The organism is Nocardia suismassiliense, assembly GCF_900269665.1.
Lineage (GTDB): Bacteria > Actinomycetota > Actinomycetes > Mycobacteriales > Mycobacteriaceae > Nocardia > Nocardia suismassiliense.
This window is the reverse complement of sequence record NZ_LT985361.1, coordinates 715,695-732,327: the sequence shown is the minus strand read 5'-3', so window position 1 is coordinate 732,327 and position 16,633 is coordinate 715,695. Positions and strand designations below refer to the sequence as shown.

10 protein-coding genes are annotated in these 16,633 nt (G+C 68.2%); 4 read left to right on the top strand and 6 right to left on the bottom strand.

All coding sequences use genetic code 11. The annotated features are described in order from the left end of the window. Window positions 1–48 precede the first annotated feature (48 nt). Both DBO33_RS03270 and DBO33_RS03265 read left to right on the top strand, forming a co-directional pair. Window positions 49–864 carry a MerR family transcriptional regulator gene (locus DBO33_RS03270; RefSeq protein WP_107653710.1) on the top strand — a complete coding sequence of 272 codons (816 nt, stop codon included), beginning with the start codon at window positions 49–51 and terminating at the stop codon, window positions 862–864. Window positions 865–880: 16 nt separating this feature from the next. Then, window positions 881–1,231, top strand: a complete 351-nt coding sequence (locus DBO33_RS03265; RefSeq protein WP_107653709.1) for a VOC family protein — start codon at window positions 881–883, stop codon at window positions 1,229–1,231. Window positions 1,232–1,288: 57 nt separating this feature from the next. On the opposite strand, the gene DBO33_RS03260 is transcribed toward DBO33_RS03265, so the two are convergent. Next, window positions 1,289–1,723 carry an SRPBCC family protein gene (locus DBO33_RS03260; RefSeq protein WP_107653708.1) on the bottom strand — a complete coding sequence of 145 codons (435 nt, stop codon included), beginning with the start codon at window positions 1,721–1,723 and terminating at the stop codon, window positions 1,289–1,291. A 207-nt stretch (window positions 1,724–1,930) separates the two neighbouring features. On the opposite strand from DBO33_RS03260, the gene DBO33_RS03255 reads away from it, so the two are divergent. Next, window positions 1,931–3,370, top strand: coding sequence for an FAD-binding oxidoreductase (locus tag DBO33_RS03255; protein ID WP_107653707.1), 1,440 nt, complete (start codon window positions 1,931–1,933; stop codon window positions 3,368–3,370). Then, complete coding sequence (locus DBO33_RS03250) at window positions 3,367–4,683, top strand: class I SAM-dependent methyltransferase (RefSeq protein ID WP_107653706.1); 1,317 nt, start codon at window positions 3,367–3,369, stop codon at window positions 4,681–4,683. The genes DBO33_RS03255 and DBO33_RS03250 overlap by 4 nt, the downstream gene beginning before the upstream one ends. Window positions 4,684–4,690: 7 nt before the next feature. Here DBO33_RS03250 and DBO33_RS03245 read toward each other — a convergent pair whose 3' ends face one another. The 5 genes from DBO33_RS03245 to DBO33_RS03225 all read right to left on the bottom strand — a co-directional run bounded on the left by DBO33_RS03245 (window position 4,691) and on the right by DBO33_RS03225 (window position 16,554). Then, a complete protein-coding gene (locus tag DBO33_RS03245; protein WP_107653705.1) occupies window positions 4,691–8,269 on the bottom strand; it encodes a serine/threonine-protein kinase in 3,579 nt (1,192 codons plus the stop codon). Window positions 8,270–8,727: 458 nt separating this feature from the next. Next, a complete protein-coding gene (locus DBO33_RS03240; RefSeq protein WP_234390676.1) occupies window positions 8,728–9,834 on the bottom strand; it encodes an esterase-like activity of phytase family protein in 1,107 nt (368 codons plus the stop codon). A gap of 117 nt (window positions 9,835–9,951) precedes the next feature. After that, window positions 9,952–12,102, bottom strand: coding sequence for a 3-hydroxyacyl-CoA dehydrogenase NAD-binding domain-containing protein (locus DBO33_RS03235; protein ID WP_107653704.1), 2,151 nt, complete (start codon window positions 12,100–12,102; stop codon window positions 9,952–9,954). Between the two features lie 39 nt (window positions 12,103–12,141). Then, on the bottom strand, window positions 12,142–13,356 hold the full coding sequence (locus tag DBO33_RS03230; protein ID WP_107653703.1) for an acetyl-CoA C-acetyltransferase: 1,215 nt from the start codon (window positions 13,354–13,356) through the stop codon (window positions 12,142–12,144). Between the two features lie 291 nt (window positions 13,357–13,647). Beyond that, window positions 13,648–16,554, bottom strand: a complete 2,907-nt coding sequence (locus DBO33_RS03225; protein ID WP_107653702.1) for a DNA polymerase III subunit gamma and tau — start codon at window positions 16,552–16,554, stop codon at window positions 13,648–13,650. Between the last annotated feature and the right edge of the window lie 79 nt (window positions 16,555–16,633).

Genomic DNA, 16,633 nt, shown 5'->3' with positions numbered 1-16,633 from the left:
TCGCCGAAAGTTGACTCTCCCCTGGCTGGAGGGTGTTCGCTGGAAGGCATGACCGCGACTGTCTCCATCGGGGAGTTCGCCAGGCTGACCTACCTGACCGTGAAAACGCTCCGGTACTACCACGACATCGAGCTGCTCGAACCGGTTGAGGTCGACACCAACTCCGGCTACCGCCGGTACTCGACCGATCAAGTGGCGCAGGCACATCTGATTCGGCGCCTGCGTCGACTCGACATGCCGCTGCCAGAGATCAAGGCCGTGCTCGCCGCGCCCGACGACGACATCCGCAACGCCGCCATGCGCGCCCATCTGGAGCGGATGGAGGCGGAGCTGGCCAGAACGCGCGCGGTGGTGGCGTCGCTGCGGTCGCTGCTCACCCCCGCCGCGCCGATCGCCGTCGAATACCGCGCGATCCCCGCCTTTCCCGCGCTGGCGCTGACCGAAGTGGTCAGCAGGGCCGAGATCGGACCGTGGTGCGCGGCGGCGTTTCCGCTGCTGCACCAGACGCTGGGCGCCGCGGGCCTCGAATCCGCGGGCGTCGACGGCGCCACCTATGCCATGGAGTTCTTCGAGAACGACATCGGCGAAGTGGTCGCCTACGTGCCGATCCCACCGGCCGCTCGGATCGAACCCGTCGGCAGGACCTCGGTCATCGAGCTGCCCGCACGCCGCTTCGCCATCGCGCTGCACGAAGGGGATTTCGAGGATTTCGATCGCACCTACGGCGCGCTCGGCAGCCACGTCGCCGAGCACGGCGGCGCGCTCGCCGAACCGGTCCGCGAGCGCTATCTGCTCAGCCCCGGCGACACCGACGACCCGAACACTTACCGCACCGAAGTCTGCTGGCCGGTCGGCCTGCTCTGAGAAAGGGAAAACCCCTATGCCACTGTCGCTCGCGCACGTCACCGTCGACTGCCACGACGCCGCCGCCCTCGCCGGATTCTGGTCCGAATTCCTGGATCTGGCGGTAGACGAGGGCGCCTCCGAACACTTCGCCACCGTCGGCCGCGCGGCCGGGGGCTCGCCGGTGCTGATGTTCATCCAGGTGCCCGACAAGAATCCGGGGAAGAACGTGATCCACCTCGACTTCCACGCCGAGGAGTGGCATCAGTACGTCGAGCGCGCGATCAGCTTGGGCGCCAAGCGGATCGGCGACTTCAGCGAGTACGGCGGGCAGTGGACCACGCTGGCCGACCCGGAAGGCAACCTCTTCGACATCGGCCCGAAGTAGCCGACCGTGGCGCCCGGCCTCGCAGGCAGGGCGCCACGCTCCGTCATGACCTGCGGGTCAGGCGAGTTCGCGCTGCAGGTTGCCCAGCACCTCGGCCTGGATCTTCTTCAGGCCGAGCGGCGCGAAGATGCCCTCGAAGATGCCCGCGACACCGCCCGCGCCCTGCCAGGTGGTGCGCAGGGTGACCTGCGAGCCCGCGCCGTCCGGCGTCACGGTCCAGGTGTTCACCATGGTGGAGTTCGAATCACGCTCGGTGACAATCGAATCCGACACGGCGACGACGGCGTGCACGTTGCGCGTGCGCTTCTCGGTGGCCTGCAGCGTCCACTCCGCCACGGTGCCCGCGCCCTTGCCGCCCTCGACCACCTTGTAGTCGCGGTAGTGCGCGGAGAGAATGCGCGGCCGCACCGTCTGGTAGTCCGCGATGGCGTCGAGGGTGCGCTGCGGATCCGCCGCCACGGCGATCGAACTGCTGGCGCTGACCTGTCCCACAATGAGCTCCTTGTCCGGGTACGGTATGTCGACCGGTGTCCATCCTGCCCTGCGGCGGGCGCCTTACCGCATACCGGCCGAGTCGTGTGGCGAACTTCTCCGAGTCGGCCGATATTCCGGTTCGCAACATCTGCGTGACATTTCTCCCGAGACCCCGCCCTCGTGGTGGTCTCCGAATGCGGTGCGTACTAGCGTCGAGGGGTGGCAGTGAGTCTGTTGGGGAAGGCCGGACGCGCACCGGCCGCACAGGAATCCGGATTTGCCGCGCATCGGGCCGGTGTGGACCGACTGCTGGCGAGTTATCGCGCTATTCCCGGAAACGCCAACGTGCGGCTGGCGAAGAAGACCTCGAACTTGTTCCGGGCCAGGGCGAAAAACCCCGCGCCCGGCCTCGACGTCTCCGGGCTGACCCGGGTGATCGCGGTGGATCCGGTGGCCAAGACCGCCGACGTGGCCGGCATGACCACCTACGAGAACCTGGTCGCCGCGACCCTGCCCTATGGCCTCGCGCCGCTGGTGGTGCCGCAGCTCAAGACGATCACCCTGGGCGGCGCGGTGACCGGCCTCGGTATCGAGTCGACCTCGTTCCGCAACGGCCTGCCGCACGAGTCGGTGCTGGAGATGGACATCCTGACCGGCGCGGGCGAGATCATCACCGCCACCCCGGACAACGAGCACGCCGACCTGTTCCGCGGCTTCCCGAACTCCTACGGCACCCTCGGCTATTCGGTCCGGCTGAAGATCGAGCTGGAGACCGTGCAGCCCTACGTGGCCATGCGCCACCTGCGCTTTCACGACCTGCGCGAGCTGGAGCGGACCCTCGCCACCATCGTCGACGCGAAGACCTACGACGGTGAGCGAGTGGACTATCTCGACGGCGTCGTCTTCACCGCCGACGAGAGCTATCTGACCCTCGGCAGGCAGACCGACGAGCCCGGCCCGGTCAGCGACTACACCGACATGGACATCTTCTACCGGTCCATCCAGCACGACGACGACCGACCCAAACGCGACCGGCTCACCATTCACGACTACCTCTGGCGCTGGGACACCGACTGGTTCTGGTGCTCGCGCGCGTTCGGCACGCAGAACCCGAAGATCCGCCGGTTCTGGCCGAAGCGGTACCGGCGCAGCAGCTTCTACTGGAAACTCATCGCGCTGGACCACAAATACAGCATCGCCGACAAGCTCGAGGCCAGGCAGGGCAACCCGCCGCGCGAGCGGGTGGTGCAGGACATCGAGGTGCCGGTGGAACGCACCGCCGACTTCGTCGAATGGTTCCTGCGCGAGATCCCGATCGAGCCGATCTGGCTGTGCCCGCTGCGGTTGCGCGAGACCGGCGCGCCCGCGACGACCGAGCGCACCTGGCCGCTGTACCCCCTCGAGCCCAACCGGACCTACGTCAATGTCGGCTTCTGGTCAGCCGTCCCTACTGTGCCAGGACAGCAGGAAGGAGCGGCCAACCGGGCGATCGAGCGCACCGTGACCGACTTCGACGGACATAAGTCGCTGTACTCGGATTCCTATTACGACAAAGATGAGTTCGCGGCGCTGTACGGCGGCAATACCTACACCGAATTGAAGAGACGCTACGACCCAGACCAGCGGCTGCTGGATTTGTATTCGAAGGCGGTGCAACGCAAATGACGACATTCAAGGACCGTTCCGACGTCTTAGCTGACCTCGGAACCAAACTCAGCATTGCCGAGATCTTCGAGACGCTGATCGACGGCGAGGTACCGATCCGGCTGACCGCCTACGACGGCAGCACGGCCGGTCCCGAGGACTCGAAGTACGGGCTGGAGATCAAGACGCCCCGCGGCATCAACTACCTGGCGACCGCCCCCGGCGATCTCGGCATGGCGCGCGCCTACATCGCGGGCGACATGACCGCCAGCGGCGTCCACCCCGGCGACCCCTACGACATCTTGAAGGCGATGGAGGGGTTGAAGTTCCATCGCCCGTCCGCGCTCGCACTGGTCACCATCGCCCGCTCGCTGGGCTGGGAGCGGCTCAAGCCGGTCGCACCGCCGCCGCAGGAGACGCTGCCGCGCTGGCGCCGGATCGCGCTGGAAGGCTTGCGGCACTCCAAGACTCGTGACGCCGAGGCGATCCATCATCACTACGACGTCTCGAACAAGTTCTACGAGTACGTGCTCGGCCCGTCGATGACCTACACCTGTGCGTGTTACGGCGACGAGAACTGGACGCTGGAGCAGGCACAGGAGAACAAGTACCGCCTCGTCTTCGAGAAGCTGCGGCTGAAGGAAGGCGACCGGCTGCTCGACATCGGCTGCGGCTGGGGCGGCATGGTCCGCTACGCGGCCAAACGCGGCGTCAAGGTGATCGGCGCGACGCTGTCCGCCGAGCAGGCCGAGTGGGCCCAGCAGAAGATCGCCGAGCAGGGCCTGTCCGAGCTGGCCGAGGTGCGCCACTCCGACTACCGCGACATCCCCGAGGGCAACTTCGACGCGGTGTCCTCGATCGGGCTGACCGAGCACATCGGCGTGCACAACTACCCCTACTACTTCGAGTTCATGAAGGACAAGCTGCGCGACGGCGGCCTGTTCCTGAACCACTCCATCACCCGCCCGGACAACACCAGGACCACCAAGGCCGGTGACTTCATCGACCGCTACGTGTTCCCCGACGGCGAGCTGATCGGGTCCGGCCGGATCATCTCCGAGATCCAGAACGTCGGACTCGAGGTGCTGCACGAGGAGAACCTGCGCGAGCACTACGCGCTGACGCTGCACGAATGGTGCAAGAACCTGGTGCAGAACTGGGACGAGTGCGTCGCCGAGGTCGGCGAGGGCACCGCGAAGGTGTGGGGCCTGTACATGGCGGGTTGCCGGCTCGGCTTCCAGCGCAACGTGGTTCAGCTGCACCAGGTGCTCGGCGTGAAGCTCCCGGCGGACGGGGACTGGACGGTGCCGCTGCGCCCGTGGTGGCAGCCGTAGCTTTCGTTTACTGCCCGTCCTGATCCAGGAGCTCCTCCAGGAACCGGGCGGGCAGTTCTATGTCTCCGGTATGCGCTGCGGCCGAGGGCATTTCGGCGCGCAGCACGCGCAGGATGGAGACGACGCCGGGGCCCGCGTCGAGCAGTGGTCTGGTCCAGCCCAGCCGGGCGCAGGTCGCGGCCGACGGCAGCAGCAGGCCGGTGGCCTCGCCGACCCAGCCCGAGGCGGCCAGGCATTCGGCGAGCAGCAGCGAGGCGTCCAATTGGGCTCGGGGGCGGCGCTTTTCGAGCATTCGGCCGTGCAGGGCGCGGGACCGGCGGACCGCTCGGTCGTCGGAGCCGAGCCTGCCATGGGCCAGCAGTTCCCGGATCGCGGCGACCTCCTCGGCCTCCGCGGCCAGCACGGCGGCGCCGGTCATGCGATGCCCCGCGTGCAGCGGCGCGGACGGCGATTCGGGGCCCGAGAACTGATCGTCCGACTCGTCCAACGGCAAGCCGAGCCGCAGCCGTTCGGCGCGGATGTGCGCGGCCAGCCGGAACAGCCGGTTGTCGTTCGCGATGCGCGCGCCCTCGTCGAGTCTGGTTGCGGCCGTGAACAAGTCGCCGCGCACCGCTTTGACCCGCGCGCCGATGACGAACGTCGAGATCAGGAAGTCCACCGGGCCGACCCGGGCGGCCAGCTGATGGCTCTCGTCGAGCAGCCGGTCGGCGGTGTCGAGATCGCCGCGGCGATAGTTCAATTCGCCGAGCATCGCCGAGGCCACCCGGACGGCATGCGAGCGCGGACCCGATCGGGACTTGGCGACCTCCCATGCCTGCTGGAAACACGCTGTCGCGGTAGGGATGTCGAGCTGCTCGTAGGCGGCGGCACCGCGCCCGCACAGCCCGAAGACCTCGCCGAGCGGATCCTTGGACCTGGCGTGGTATTCCGTCGCCCAGTCCTGGATCTCGCGGGCGCCGTCGAAGTCGAACTCGCACAGCCGCACGAACGAGGTCAGGTTCGCCGCGGTGGACACGGTCCAGGCGGGCAGCTCATCCGGCTTCTGCAGGCAGTCCGCAATCCGATCCAGCACACCCTCGGTGTGATCGCGGGCGATCTGGTCGGCGGCGCCGAGCACGGCGGCCTGGCAGCGTTGCTGGTCGACGTCCTCGTCGGTGGACGAGCCGCGGGCCAGGATGTTGGAGAGCCTGCCGAGCGCCGTGCGCGCCGCGCCGGACTGCTGCAGGTTCACGTTGGCCCTGGCCACCGCCATCAGCAGCTTGGACCGCGAAGCCACCTGCTGCATCGGCAGTTTCGACACCGTGCCGAGCAGCGTCGCCAGCCGAGACCGGTCGATCAGGTCCATGCCGCCGGTCTCGAGCAGATCCAGCGCCATCTTGAAGTCGGTGGCCGCCAGCGCGTGGTCGACCGATTTGCGCAGCAGCTGATGTTCGGCGTACCAGCGGGCAGCCTTGCGGTGCAGCGACTTCAACCGGCCCGGCTGGGCACGTTCGAGCCGGGCCCGCAGGTGCTCGGCGAACAGCGGCTGCATCCGGAACCACTCCGGGTCGTGCACGATCCTGCGCACGAACAGCTCGCGCTGCTCGGCCTGCTCCAGCAGTCGCTCGGCGTCCGCGTCCTCGGACAGCGCCGCGGCCAGCGAACCGCACACCCGCTCGGTCACCGAGATCGACATCAGGAAATCGAGCATCCTGGGTTCCAGTGTGTCCAAGACGTTTTCGGCGAGATACTCGCGGATGCCGTGGTTACCCTCGGACAGATTCGCGATCAGCTGGGCGGGGTCGGCATTGCCGCGCAACGACAGGCTGACCAGCTGGATGGCGGCAGGCCAGCCGTCGGTCGCCGTATGGATCTGCTCCACTTGCATGTCGGTGAGCGGAAATCCGTGGTGGCGCACCAGGATCTCTGTGGTCTCCTCGGTGGTCAGGCGCAGCGCCGACGAGCCGATCTCGACCAGTTCGTCGTGCACCCGCATCCGGCTGGTCGGCAAACCGGATTGCTCCCGGCTCGTCACCACGAAACGCAAGTGATGACATCCGTTGTCCAGCAACGATTCCATCGCGTGGTGCGCGCCGGGGTCGGTGACCCGATGCCAGTCGTCCACGACCACCACGATCGTGGAGCCGCTCGCGTGGATCTCATCGATGAGCGTGGAGATCACGAAGGCCGCCGCGTCGGCGGGGCGTTCCTCGAGCGCCTGATCCAACCCGGTGCCCACATCCGGGCGGACCCGGCGGATCGCCTGGATCAGATGGGCGAGGAACCAGATCTCGTTGTCGTCGTCGTGGTCGACGCCGATCCAGGCGACAGGGATGCCGCGCTCTGTCAGGTCGGTCCGCCACTGGGCGGCCAGGGTGCTCTTGCCGAAACCGGCGGGGCCGTGGATGACGGCGAGCCTGCGCCGCCCGCCCGACCGCAGAATATCCAGCAGGCGGGGGCGCGGGACCGGGTCCCTGGCCGGGGTCGGCGGCCGGAACTTGGTGGCCGCGGTCGGCGGCAGCGTCGTCGCGGAGCCGCCTGCACCGGTGTGCTGAGAGACCGCGGGGCGCAGCGTCAGCGGCCAGCTGCGCCGGGCCGTCACCGCGGGCCGGGACTGGGTCGGCGTCGTGGAGTCGCTGGAATGTTCCATCGGCTCGGGCGCGGCGATGGTCTCCAGCAGCGCCATCTCGTCCGGCATCTGGTCATGGTCGCGTTGCACGCCGCGCAGCAGCTGACCGAAGTCGTAGGCCGACTGCGGGCGGTCGTCGGGGTCGGTGGCCATGGCCTGCTGGATCACGTCGGCCACATCCGGCGGAATATCGTGCTCGCGCAGATCCGGCACCGGCTGGGTGGTGATCCGCAGGAACTGCGCGACCACCTTCTCCCCCGCCTGCCGCTCGAACGCGGCGTGCCCGGTGAGCAGCGCGAACAGCGTCGCGCCGAGGCCGTACACATCGGAAAGGACGGTCGGGTCGTCGCCCTTGAGCACCTCGGGCGCGGTGAAGGCGGGTGACCCGGTGATCATGCTGCTCGAGGTCTGAAAGCCGCCGGGGATTCTGGCGATGCCGAAGTCGGTCAGCTGCGGCTCGCCGTAGCCGCTGAGCAAGACGTTCGCCGGTTTCACGTCGCGGTGCAGAATCTGGGCGCGGTGCGCGCTCTCGATCGCACCCGCCAGCTTCACCCCGGCGCGCAACGAGTCGCTCCAGGTGAGCGGGCCCTGATCACGGATCACCTGTTCCAGCGAACCGCGGGTGCAGTAGGGCATCACGATGAACGGCAGACCGCTCATCGTCACGTCGACCTGCAGGATGTCCACGATGTTCGGATGGCCGGACAGCCTGCCCATGGCCTGTTCCTCGCGCAGGAAACGTTCCCGGCTCTCCACCTCGATCTCCGAGGAGAGCACCTTCACCGCCACCACCCGGTCCAGCGTGCGCTGGATGCAGCGATAGACCACGCCGAAGCCACCCCGGCCGATCTCCTTCGCCTCGGACAGCCCCATCGCGTCCAGCTCATCGGCGATCCCGATGAGCGGGTGGCGCTGGGTGTCCGAATCGGCCGGGGTCGAGTCGGGACCGACCTTGCCCGAACGCGTCCGTGGATTCACGTGACCACCTCGAACTCACATCGAATCGGCGTCACCGGCAACCAACAAGCACGCTGACACGCGGACATCATCGAAATCCCCGCGCGATGTCCGATATGTCTGCGCATACTCCAACGTAGCGCGGGCACGGCACCTGGTGGGAGAAGTTTCGAAACAGGATGTTTTCCACGTCGATCTTCCCCTTATTGTCCCTGCTCAGCGCCTCGCCGCCGGCCTGGTCGCCGGTGTGACCAGGAACGAGATTCGCTCTATTCCATTCTGACGCGTGCCGGGGCGGAAGGACGCAATTTCCCAGCGACCGGAAGTTTCAGATCTTGTCCAGCGGGCGGCGGGTCGAACAGGCGGCAGTCCACATTCGGGGATGCGGATGTTGTGTGACAGCCGCCGGTGTTCTCCGGCGATGGGTAGACCGCCGGGGATGCGGGCCGGGTCTAGCGGCGCGGTCAGGCCGGTAGTGGCTAGCGCACGGCGAGGGCGATGAACTGGGTGATCTGGTTGGCGGCGAAGTTGTTGTCGCTCACCAAGATCAGCGTGCGTTCGCCGGAAGGCAGGCGTGGGCCCCAGGTCATGCCTTCGACATTGTCGATCTTCGCGAGGCCGAGGTCATCCAGATCGACCAGCAGGCGCTTGGTGGCGGGGCGCGCGTTGCCGAGGGGCGCGTCCAGCACGTTGGTGGCGCCGCTCAGGTCCGCCTGGTAGATCCTGATCTTGTTACCGACGCCGACGACGAAAGAGCGTTCCAGGACAAGAACTTTCGTCGGGTCGACCGGGTCGGCGGCCAGGATCGAGGCGATACCGTTCCCGCCGAGACCGGGCTGCGGGCGCGACTCGGCGAACACCGGCTCCAACGGGTACGCGTACTGGGCGAACACCGGGCCGAACCGGGCCTGCACGGTGATGCGCGCGGTCGCACCGGCCGTTGTCGTCGCGACCGGGCCATCCTGCAGCAGTGGATCTTCCACCGACGTCATGAACAACGAGCCACCGGCGGCGAACGTCGCGCCCTCCAGGGCCGCGTTCTGCCGCGGACCCGAATCCGGCCGCATCCGTTCGTTGTTCGGAATCGGCAGCTCGCTCACGAACGTGCCGTCCGGGCGGGCGACGCGGACCGAGGGGTCGGCGAGCACGGTCTCGGTGCGCTCACCCTCCTGCGTCCAGAAGTAGTTGCCGGACCACGGGTCGACCCGAATCTCCTCCGGGTCCACCGACTTCGGGCCGTAGGCAGCGCCCGCGGCGGTCAGCAATGGCCGGGTTCCGGTGAAAGTCACCGGGCCTGCGCCACTTTCGCCGACCGGGAAGCGCGCGGTGTAGAACCGCGCCGGGTTGCGTTCCGACCGGTCGTCGCTGATGAGCACGTAATCGCCGGTGCGGGAATCGAAGTCGATCCCGGACAGACCGCCGACCGTGGTGCCCTGGAACTCCTGCGCGTGCGGCACGACCTGTTCGCCGACCAGCCGGACCGCAGGACCGGACTCCGGCGCCGCGGCGGCGGGCGCGACACCCAGCGCCACCGCGATGGTCGCGACCAACAGAGCTTGTCCACCGCGCGGGTATCCACGTCTCACCGGAACCACGTTATCCACAATGCGGTACCGGCGGGTGAACATCACCCGAATCACACGCGCTGGAAACGGCGAAAGCCCGCCACCGCGAATCGCGGTGGCGGGCTTTACCGTTGGTGACTACTTACGCAGCGAGGCGGGAACCTCGAAACGATCGCCGTAGGTCTTGGCGAGGTAGTCGGCGCGCTCGACGAACGCCGCCTGCCCACCCGGGTAACCGACGATGAACTGGTGCACACCACCGGTCCAGGCCGGGAAGCCGATGCCGAAGATCGAGCCGATGTTGGCGTCGGCGGTGGTCTCCAGCACACCCTCGTCGAAACACTTCTGGGTCTCGATCGCCTCCGCGAACAGCATGCGGTCGATCAGATCCTGCAGCGGCACAGTGAAATCCGCCGTGGTCTTGAAGTGCTCACGCAGGCCCGGCCACAGACCGGTGCGCTTGCCGTTCTCGTCGTACTCGTAGAAGCCCGCCTTCTCGAGGCGACCCGGACGACCCTCACCGACCATGTAGTCGATGACGTCCTGTGCCGGGTGGCGCTTCTTGCCCATCGTGGTGTCGCCCGCCTGCGCGGCCTCGATGGTCTCCTTGGCGATCTTCTGCATGAGCTTCAAGTTCAGCTCATCCGACAGCTGCAGCGGCGCGGCCGGGTAGCCCGCCTGCAGACCGGCCTGCTCGATGGTCGCGGGCTCGATGCCCTCGGTGAGCATGGCGATCGCCTCGTTGACGAAGGTGCCGATCACGCGCGAGGTGAAGAAACCACGGCTGTCGTTGACGACGATCGGGGTCTTCTTGATCGCGAGGGTGTAGTCGAACACCCGGGCCAGCGCCTCGGGCGAGGTCTTCTCACCCTTGATGATCTCCACCAGCGGCATCTTGTCGACCGGCGAGAAGAAGTGGATGCCGATGAAGTCTTCCTGGCGCTTCACGCCGGCGGCGAGGCCGGTGATCGGCAGGGTGGAGGTGTTGGAGCCCAGCAGCGCGTCCGGGGTGACGATGTCCTCGATCTCCTGGAACACCTTGTGCTTGAGCTCGGTGTTCTCGAAGACCGCCTCGATCACGAAGTCCACGCCGTCGAAATCCTTGGCGTCGGCGGACGGAGTGATCCGGTCCAGCAGCGCCTTGGACTTCTCCTCGGTGGTCTTGCCCCGGGACAGGGCCTTGGCCTCGATCTTCTCGGAGTAGTTCTTGCCGCGCTCGGCCGCCTCGATGGTGACGTCCTTGAGCACGACCTGGTAGCCCGCCTTGGCGGAGACGTACGCGATACCCGCGCCCATCATGCCCGCGCCCAGCACGCCGATCTTCTTGATGTCCTTCTTCGGCACGTCCTTCGGCCGCGAGCCACCGTTGTTGATGGCCTGCAGGTCGAAGAAGAACGCCTGGATCATGTTCTTCGCGACCGGCCCGGTGAGCAGGTGCACGAAGTAGCGCGACTCGATCAGCGACGCGTTGTCGATGTCGACCTGCGAGCCCTCGACCGCGGCGGCCATGATGGCCCGCGGGGCAGGCATGTTGGTGCCCTTGAGCTGCTTACGCAGGTTGGCCGGGAACGCGGGCAGGTTCGCCGCGAAGGCCGGGGTGGACGGGGTGCCACCGGGGATCTTGTAGCCCTTCTTGTCCCACGGCTGCACGCCACCCTCGGGGTTGGCCTTGATCCACGCCTTGGCGGCGGGCACCAGTTCCTCGACCGAGCCGACGACCTCGTTGATCAGGCCGATCTCCTTGGCCTTGGCCGGGCGGTACTTGTTGCCCTGCAGCAGCACCTGCATGAGCGCGTTCTGCAGACCGAGCATGCGCACGGTGCGGGTGACACCGCCACCGGCGGGCAGCAGGCCCAGGCTCACCTCGGGCAGACCGAGCTGCACGCCCGGTACGTCGGCGGCGATCCGGTAGTGGGTCGCCAGGGTGATCTCCAGGCCACCGCCGAGCGCGGCGCCGTTGATGGCGGAGACGACCGGCTTGCCCAGGGTCTCCAGGCGACGCAGCGCGTCCTTGATGGCGAAGAGCTCATCCATCAGGCCCTGGCCGTCTTCCGGGCCGACCTTCATCATGTTCTTCAGGTCGCCACCGGCGAAGAAGGTCTTCTTCGCGGAGGTCAGCACCACGCCGGTGATGCTGTCCTTCTCGGCCTCGAGCCGCTCGACCGTCGCGGTCATCGACGACTTGTACAGCTCGTTCATCGTGTTGGCGCCCTGGTTCGGGTCGTCCATCGTCAGCGTGACGATGCCGTCCGAATCCTGCTCCCAACCGATCATGTTGGTTTCGCTCACAGCTCTGTGTCTCCTTGAATTCTCAGCTGCCGGTTGGGGTTAGACGCGCTCGATGATGGTCGCCACGCCCATGCCGCCGCCGATGCACAGGGTGATCAGCGCGTAGCGGCCGTTGCGGCGCTCCAGCTCGTCGACCATGGTGCCGGTGATCATCGCGCCGGTGGCACCCAGCGGGTGGCCCATGGCGATCGCGCCACCGTTGACGTTCAGCTTCTCGTCCGGGATGTTCAGGTCCTTCTGGAACTTGAGCACCACCGAGGCGAACGCCTCGTTGATCTCGACGAGGTCCATGTCCTCGATGGACAGGCCCGCCTTGGCCAGCGCCTTCTTGGCGGCCGGGGTGGGACCGGTCAGCATGATGGTCGAGTCGGCGCCGCTGGTGGCGGTCGCGACGACGCGCGCACGCGGGGTCAGGCCGGACGCCTTGCCCGCCTCTTCGGTGCCGACGAGCACCAGCGCGGCGCCGTCGACGATGCCCGAGCTGTTGCCACCGTGGTGCACGTGGTTGATCTTCTCGACGAAGTAGTACTTCTGCAGCGCCACGGCGTCGAAGCCGCCCATCTCACCGATCACGGCGAAGGACGGGTTGAGCTTGGCCAGGTCCTCGGCGGTGGTGCCGGGACGCATGTGCTCGTCCTTGTCCAGCACGACGATGCCGTTCTGGTCCTTGACCGGGACGACCGACTTGGCGAAGTAGCCGCCGGTGGTGGCCTTGGCGGCCAGCTCCTGCGAGCGCACCGCGTAGGCGTCGACGTCATCGCGGCTGAAGCCCTCGATGGTGGCGATCAGGTCGGCCGAAACACCCTGCGGCACAAAGTAGGTGTCGTAGTTGGTCGCCGGGTCGAGCGCCCAGGCGCCGCCGTCGGAGCCCATCGCCACGCGCGACATGGACTCGACGCCACCCGCGATGACCAGGTCGTCGAAGCCCGAGCGCACCTTCTGCGCGGCCAGGTTGACGGCCTCGAGGCCGGAGGCACAGAACCGGTTGAGCTGGAAGCCGCCGACGGTGTCGGGCAGGCCCGCCACGGTCACCGCGGTGCGGGCGATGTCCATGCCCTGGTCACCGACGGGGCTGACCACACCGAGGATCAGATCCGAGATCCGGTCTTCGTCGAGGTTCGGGAAGCGGCCGCGCAGCTCCTGGATCAGACCAACAGTCAAGTCGATCGGCTTGACCGAATGCAGCGAGCCGTTCTTCTTGCCGCGGCCGCGCGGAGTGCGGATGGCCTCGTAAATGTAGGCCTCTGTGGTCATATCGGAGTGTTCCTTCCTTAAAGGTGCGGCGGCCGGACGTCGTCCGCCCGAGCGCTCTGTGCGGCTACTCCACGCGATGCGGAACAGCTGCGGGTAACCTCGCCGACCGGTCCTGCGACCGACCGTCCTGACGCTGTACAAAACGCGGCATGCGACGGCGGACGCAGGTTCCGATCGCCCGTACGCCTGGGCATACCATAGAACCTCGTCGTACCGGAGCTCACGGCCACCCGTTCATACTACCGTGGTGTGCGAACTCCGGTTAACTTAACGTCGTGACGGCGGTGGTTGTCAACCACTCAGCCGTGTGGCCCCCAGCTCACTCTTCAGCAATTCGAGGGCGACCTCGTCGGGGTCGCGCCGATCCTCCGGCGCCACCGGGACGGCCGCGGCGCGGATCATCTCCTCCTCGTCCTCCGCGGTGGAGGCGGGCACCACCCCGTCGGCGGGCAGGCCACCGCTGCCATTGACCTCGCTACCGACCTGGGGCTGCGCCGACTCGGGCGGCGCTGAATCAAAAGGGCCGGGATCATCCGGTAGATCCGGGAAATCGGGCGGCGGAATGTCATCGTCGCCCCACGCGCGAGCTTTGTTCGCGGCGGGCTTATCCGCCGCGGCGTTCTTGGCTTGGCTCGGTCGCGAGAAACGCGGCGGCGCGGGTGCATCCGTGCCACCCCCGGGCGCGTTGCCGGATTCACGCCCCGCAGGCTGCCCGGCACCGCGCTGCGGCTTCGCCTGCGCACCGGCCCGCGCCGCCGCAGGTCGCTGCGCCGCACCGCCCGCCTCCCAGCGCACGTCATGCTCGCGCCCGAGCACGGCACGAACCGCCGAACGCACCGCGTCCAGGTTGCGCGGGTCGGAGAGCCGCTGCGCCAACGGCGCGTGCTGATGGGCGAACACGATCGTGTCGCCGTCGATACGCGAGACCGAGGCACCGGCCAGCATCGCCTGCACGGCGGCACCGAACTCCCGCACCTTGGCGCGGATATCCGCCCAGGCGCCCTCGACCTCACGCAGCAAGTCCGCGTTCGACCCGGTCTGAGCAGGTTCTGGTTGCGCTGATTCGGCGGACGCGGCGTTCGGCGCGGTCGCGGCAGGCGGCGTGGACTCCGCAGCTGGCGTGGTCCCGGCGTCCGGCGCAGTCGCGAGAACCGGCGCGGTCGCAGCACTCGGCGCGGTGTCCGCGGCTGGCGCGGTCGCGGCGTTCGGCGCGGTGTCCGCAGCTGACGCCGTCGCGGCAGTCGGCGCGTTCGCGGCAGTCGGCGCTGCCTCTGCGGCTGGCGCGGTTGCTGCGTTCGGCGCTGCGCCAGCATCTGGCGCGGTCGCGGCGTTCGGCGCTGCGCCAGCATCCGGCGCGGTCGCGGCGTTCGGCGCGGCGTTCGCTGCTGTGTCAGCGATTGACGCGGTCGCGGCAGTTGGTGCGGCTTCGGCGGTCATCGGTGCAGACTGCGACGGCACGGGTTGCCCTGCGGCGGGCACCTGCTCGGCACCCTGTCCGCCACCGGCGTCCGTCGGCGAGACCGCCTGTGCGCCTTGGTGTTGCGCTGCGGGCGAGAGCTGTCCGTCCGAATCCACCGGAGCTCGGTCGGCAGCCGGGGCCGACTCGGCCACCGGCCCGGCCTCGGCAGCTACCTGAGCCGACCGACCGATAGAGCTGTCCGAGTCCATGCCGGTCGCAGCGTGCACCGGCGCACCACCGCCGTGGGCAACCGCACCGCCTGCGGCAGCCGCATTGCCCGCAGGCCTGTTCCCACCGACCTGCTGGCCATGAGCGGCGGGACTTGCCGCCACCCCGACGGAGTCCGACGCGACGCTCGCGGCATCTGCACCCGAGCCAGCGGGCACGTTTGTGTGCGTTCCCGGCGCGACACTCGCGCTGTCCGCGGCCGACGCACCCGCGGTTTCGCGACGAATGGCGGCGAGCGCCTCGGCACCGCGTCGGCGGTTCGATTCGGCGGGGGGAGCGCTGACGGGTGCGGGCCGCGCAGCGGGGGCAGCGGTCGCCGAACTCGGTGCTGCGGCAGGCGCGGCGGGAACCGCGCCACCGGCGAATCCGCGTTCGAGGCGTTCCAATCGCTGCAGCGTGGCGGACTCCGCATCGGAGACCGACGGCAGCAGCATGCGCGCGCAGACGACTTCCAGCAGCAGGCGTGGCGACGTGGCGCCGCGCATCTCGCCGAGTGCCGCGTGCAGCAGTTCGGCGTAGCGAGCCAGCGTGGCCGGGCCGATGCGCTCGGCTTGTTCGCGCATGCGGTCGAGGACGTCGCCGGGGCCGGAGACCAGACCGCGGTCGATGGCGTCGGGGACCGCGCGCATCAGGATGAGGTCGCGCAAACGCTCGAGCAGGTCGACGGCGAAGCGGCGCGGATCGTGACCCGCCTCCATCACCCGGTCGACGGTGCCGAACAGAGCGGCACCGTCGTTGTCGGCCAGCGCGAGGACCGCGTCGTCGATCAACGCGACATCGGTGACACCGAGCAGCGAGACAGCTCGGGAGTAGGTGACGCCCTCCGGACCGGCACCGGCCAGCAGCTGGTCGAGCACGCTGAGGCTGTCGCGCGGCGAACCACCGCCCGCGCGAATCACCAAGGGGTACACCGCCTCTTCGACGGTCACCTGCTCCTGGTCGCAGATCTTGCCGAGCAGTCCGCGCATGGTGGCGGGCGGCAGCAGCCGGAACGGGTAGTGGTGGGTGCGCGAACGGATGGTCGGCAGCACCTTGTCCGGCTCGGTGGTGGCGAAGATGAAGATCAGGTGCGCGGGCGGCTCTTCGACGATCTTCAGCAGCGCGTTGAAGCCCGCCGTGGTGACCATGTGCGCCTCGTCGACGATGAACACCCGGTAGCGGGATTCGGCGGGGGCGTAGAAGGCGCGGTCGCGCAGTTCGCGAGTGTCGTCGACGCCGCCGTGACTCGCGGCGTCGAGCTCGATCACGTCGAGATTGCCCGGCCCACCCGGGCCGAGCGCGATACACGAGGGGCACACCCCACACGGCGTCGAGGTAGGCCCCTGCACGCAGTTCAACGACCGCGCGAGGATGCGCGCCGAGGAGGTCTTGCCGCAGCCACGCGGACCGGAGAACAGGTAGGCATGACTGATCCGGCCGGTGTCGAGGGCGATGCTCAGTGGGTCGGTGACGTGCTCCTGCCCCACTACCTCAGCGAACGTTGCCGGTCGGTACTTCCGGTACAGAGCCACGGCCAGAGGTTACCGGCGCGCACCGACAAAGAACACTCGCGCTGACCGCCGGGCCAGGCGCGGCGAAACCCCACCTCAG